Annotated in this window: 5 protein-coding genes; 2 read left to right on the top strand and 3 right to left on the bottom strand. The window is 64.5% G+C overall.

Annotated elements, in window-relative coordinates; genetic code table 11:
* The first annotated feature begins 33 nt into the window (after positions 1–33).
* Both RMO40_RS14025 and RMO40_RS14020 read left to right on the top strand, forming a co-directional pair.
* Entirely contained in the window at positions 34–1,707 is a 1,674-nt protein-coding gene (locus RMO40_RS14025) for an NAD+ synthase (protein ID WP_309722317.1), read from the top strand.
* 32 nt (positions 1,708–1,739) lie between these two features.
* Positions 1,740–2,078 carry a P-II family nitrogen regulator gene (locus RMO40_RS14020; RefSeq protein WP_309722314.1) on the top strand — a complete coding sequence of 113 codons (339 nt, stop codon included), beginning with the start codon at positions 1,740–1,742 and terminating at the stop codon, positions 2,076–2,078.
* Positions 2,079–2,129: 51 nt separating this feature from the next.
* On the opposite strand, the gene RMO40_RS14015 is transcribed toward RMO40_RS14020, so the two are convergent.
* From RMO40_RS14015 to RMO40_RS14005, 3 genes are read right to left on the bottom strand one after another with little or no spacing between them, the layout of a single operon-like run.
* Positions 2,130–2,729, bottom strand: coding sequence for a TIGR00730 family Rossman fold protein (locus RMO40_RS14015; protein WP_309722311.1), 600 nt, complete (start codon positions 2,727–2,729; stop codon positions 2,130–2,132).
* Positions 2,711–3,088, bottom strand: coding sequence for a diacylglycerol kinase (locus RMO40_RS14010; protein ID WP_309722308.1), 378 nt, complete (start codon positions 3,086–3,088; stop codon positions 2,711–2,713). The genes RMO40_RS14015 and RMO40_RS14010 overlap by 19 nt, the downstream gene beginning before the upstream one ends.
* Before the next feature lie 23 nt (positions 3,089–3,111).
* A complete protein-coding gene (locus RMO40_RS14005) occupies positions 3,112–3,636 on the bottom strand; it encodes an RDD family protein (protein ID WP_309722305.1) in 525 nt (174 codons plus the stop codon).
* Positions 3,637–3,771 lie beyond the last annotated feature (135 nt).

The following is a 3,771-nucleotide window of genomic DNA, read 5'->3' as shown; positions in this document are numbered from 1 at the left end:
GACATAATCGTTCGAGCCTTTTTCTTCACTCATATGCCATCAAATTCCACGGTCAAGGTTGCTCTCGCGCAGATAAAATCCACGGTGGGGGATCTGGCCGGCAACGCCCGCAAGATCGTCGAGTTTTCGCGCCGTGCTCATGCGCAAGGCGCGCGCCTGGTGCTCACGCCCGAGTTGGCCTTGTGCGGCTACCCGCCCGAAGACCTGCTGTTGCGCCCGGCCTTCATGCAGGCCTGCGCCCAGGCTTTGGCCGAGTGCGCCGAGGCGCTGGCCGATCTGCCGGGTTTGCATGTGGTGGTGGGGCATCCGCATCAGTGGGGTGAGCGGGGCGATGTTAGGTCGAAGTCGCACGCGGTGCAGCAGCGCTACAACGCGGCCTCGGTGCTGGCAGGGGGCAAGATCGTTGCCACCTACTGCAAACGCGAGTTGCCCAACTACCAGGTGTTCGACGAACGGCGCTACTTTGCTTCGGGGCGCGACGCGGGGCAGGGCGCGGTGGTGTTTGAAGTGGAAGGCCTGAAGTTCGGCCTCAACATCTGCGAAGACGCGTGGTTCGACGAACCCGCACGTGCCGCCAAGGCCGCCGGTGCCGAGGTGCTGTGTGTCATCAACGCCTCTCCCTTCCACCTGGGCAAGGTGACCGAGCGCGAAGAGCGCATGGCCTTGCGCGCCCGTGACGTGGGCATGCCCTTGCTCTATGCGCACCTGACCGGTGGGCAAGATGAAGTGGTGTTCGACGGCGCGTCGTTTGCCCTGGATGCGCAGGGCAAGGTGGGGTCACGTGCACCCTTCTTTGAAGAGGCGCTGACGATCGTCGAAGTGGGGCGGGAGCACGTGAGCGGCCCAACGGCCCCGGTTCCCGAAATGGAAGCGCAGGCCTGGGGTGCCCTGGTCACTGGGGTGCGCGACTACATCGGCAAGAACGGCTTCCCCGGCATCTTGCTCGGCTTGAGTGGCGGTATCGACTCAGCCTTGGTGCTGGCGATTGCTGTCGACGCGCTGGGCCCCGAGAAGGTGCGCACCGTGATGATGCCTTCGCCCTACACCGCCGACATTTCGTGGATCGACGCGCGTGACATGGCAGAACGGCTCGGCGTGCGCTACGACGAAATCTCCATCGTGCCGATGTTCGAGGCCTTCAAAGAGAGCCTGGCCACCGAGTTCGCCGGCCTCAAAGAAGACACCACCGAAGAAAACATCCAGGCCCGCATCCGAGGCACCTTGTTGATGGCCTTGTCGAACAAGTTTGGTGCGATCGTGCTGACCACCGGCAACAAGAGCGAGATGGCCACCGGCTACTGCACGCTCTATGGCGACATGGCGGGCGGCTTTGCGGTGATCAAAGACGTGGCCAAGACCCTCGTCTACCGGTTGGCCGTGTGGAAGAACGCGCAAGGCGCCGAGGTCATCCCCCAGCGCATCATCACGCGCCCGCCCTCGGCCGAGCTGCGCCCCGACCAGAAAGACCAGGACAGCCTGCCGCCCTACGAGGTGCTCGACGGCATCTTGCAGCGCTACATGGAAGACGACCAGGGCATCGACCAGATCATTGCGGCGGGTTATGCGGCGGCCGATGTAGAACGGGTCACCCGGCTCATCAAGATCAACGAGTACAAACGGCGCCAGGCGCCCATCGGCATTCGAATCACCCACCGGGCCTTTGGTAGGGATTGGCGCTACCCCATCACTTCGAAGTTCCGCGCTTAAACTACCAGCATCTATTTGCCAAGGAGTCCGCCATGAAACAGATCACCGCGATCGTGAAGCCGTTCAAGCTTGAAGAGGTGCGCGAAGCGCTGGCCGACGTGGGCGTGACCGGGCTCACCGTCACCGAGGTCAAGGGCTTCGGGCGCCAGAAGGGTCACACCGAGCTGTACCGCGGCGCCGAGTACGTGGTCGACTTTCTGCCCAAGGTGAAGGTCGAGGTGGTGGTGAAAGATGTGGACGTGGACCGCTGCATCGAAGCCATCGTCAAAGCCGCCAAGACCGGCAAGATCGGTGACGGGAAGATTTTTGTCACGGCGGTGGAGCAGGTGGTTCGCATCCGCACCGGCGAGACGGACGAAGCGGCGGTCTGATCCACGCTTCAGTTCAACAAAAAGCCCGCAGCGTGCGGGCTTTTTTGCGGGCTAGATTTTTCGGTAGTCGTCGGAGGCGGTGGCTTGCTGTGCCTGCTCGGCCAGCCGATCCAGCAGCAGGACCGGGTCGTTGGCCACTTGCAGCAGCTGGTACTGCGCGGGCGGCACAAAACCTTCGGCCACGCCTTGTTCCATGAACGACAGCAGGCGGTCGTAGTAGCCGTCGACGTTCAACAGCCCCACGGGCTTGTCGTGATAGCCCAGCTGGCGCCAGGTCCAGACCTCGAACAGCTCTTCGAAGGTGCCAATGCCACCGGGCAAGGCGAGGAACGCATCGGCGCGCTCGGCCATCATCTGCTTGCGCTGGTGCATGGTGTCGACCACATGCAGCTCGGTGAGCCCGGGGTGGCCCAGCTCGCGACCCATCAGCGACTGTGGAATGACCCCGATCACCGATGCTCCGGCGGCGAGCGCCGCATTGGCGACGGTGCCCATCAGCCCGGCATTGCCACCCCCGTAGACCAGCTGCCAGCCGCGTTGGCCGATCAGCGTGCCGACCTGCCGGGCCGCCGCTTCATACGCGGCTTGGCCACCCAGGCGCGAGCCGCAGTAGACACACAGCGACAGCGTGCTCACAGAAAGCGGTGCCACAGCGCGGCACTCCACAAACCAGCGCACAAGACCAGCGAAAGAAACACGGCCGCGCTGGCCAGATCTTTCGCGCGCTTGGACAGGTCATGCAGCTCGAATGACACCCGGTCGATGGCCGCTTCGATGCCCGAGTTCAGCAGCTCGACGATCATCACCAGCAGCACGGCGCCGACCAACAAGCCGACCTCGACCCAGGTGCGGCCGACCCAGAAAGCCGACGGGATCAGGATGACGGCCAGCCACGTTTCCTGGCGAAACGCGCTCTCGCCCAAGTACGCCGTTTTCAGCCCTTCGAACGAGTAGCCGGTGGCGCGAATCACCCGGTCGAGCCCAGTTCGGCCCTTGAATGGATTGCTCATGGGCGGCGATTGTGCCTGCCCGTTCAGGCGGTGCGGCGAGGCTCGGGCAAGGCCGTGACGAGGCGCGTTCCGCAGATGGCGTCGTGCCAGAACTGGCGTTGTGGGTGCAGCAGCGCGAGCAGCGCGTAGACCACGACGCCGACGCCCACCGCGCCCAGCGCTTGCCATTTCGACCAGTCATTGAGCATGGCCAGCAAGGTGGCCGGCGCAACCCAAAGGCAGCTCGCAACGAAACGAAGCAGGGCCTGGCCTTGACTCAGTCGCTGCCCGTCGGCGGTGACGACGCGAATGTGCCAGGTCTGCATCGGCAGGGTCTGGCCGCGTTTCGACCAGAACCAGGTGAAGTAAACACCGTAGATCACAAAGGTGATCACCCGCAGGGCCGTCCCGCTCTGCAAGGGGTGCTGCTGGCCGGTGAGGGCCACAAACAAAGCCCCGACAGCGCCCGGAATCAGGCCGATGCCGAACAGGAGCAGGCCTTCGTAAACGAAGCTCGCCATTCGCCGCCGCAGGCTGGGTGCCCGGGCTTCCGGGGCAGCCCCGGTCATGGTTGGCGAGAGGCAGGCGCGGATGCTGCGGCGGAACGAGTCGCGGCGCCTTGCGGCCCCCGTTTGGGCAGCAGGGTGGCCTGGTCGACGAAGCCGGAAGTGACCGCGATCTTGGGCAGGCCCGACGGCTGGTGC

Source organism: Rhizobacter sp., assembly GCF_031412075.1.
Taxonomy (GTDB): domain Bacteria; phylum Pseudomonadota; class Gammaproteobacteria; order Burkholderiales; family Burkholderiaceae_C; genus Rhizobacter.
This window is presented reverse-complemented; position numbering and strand designations above follow the sequence as displayed.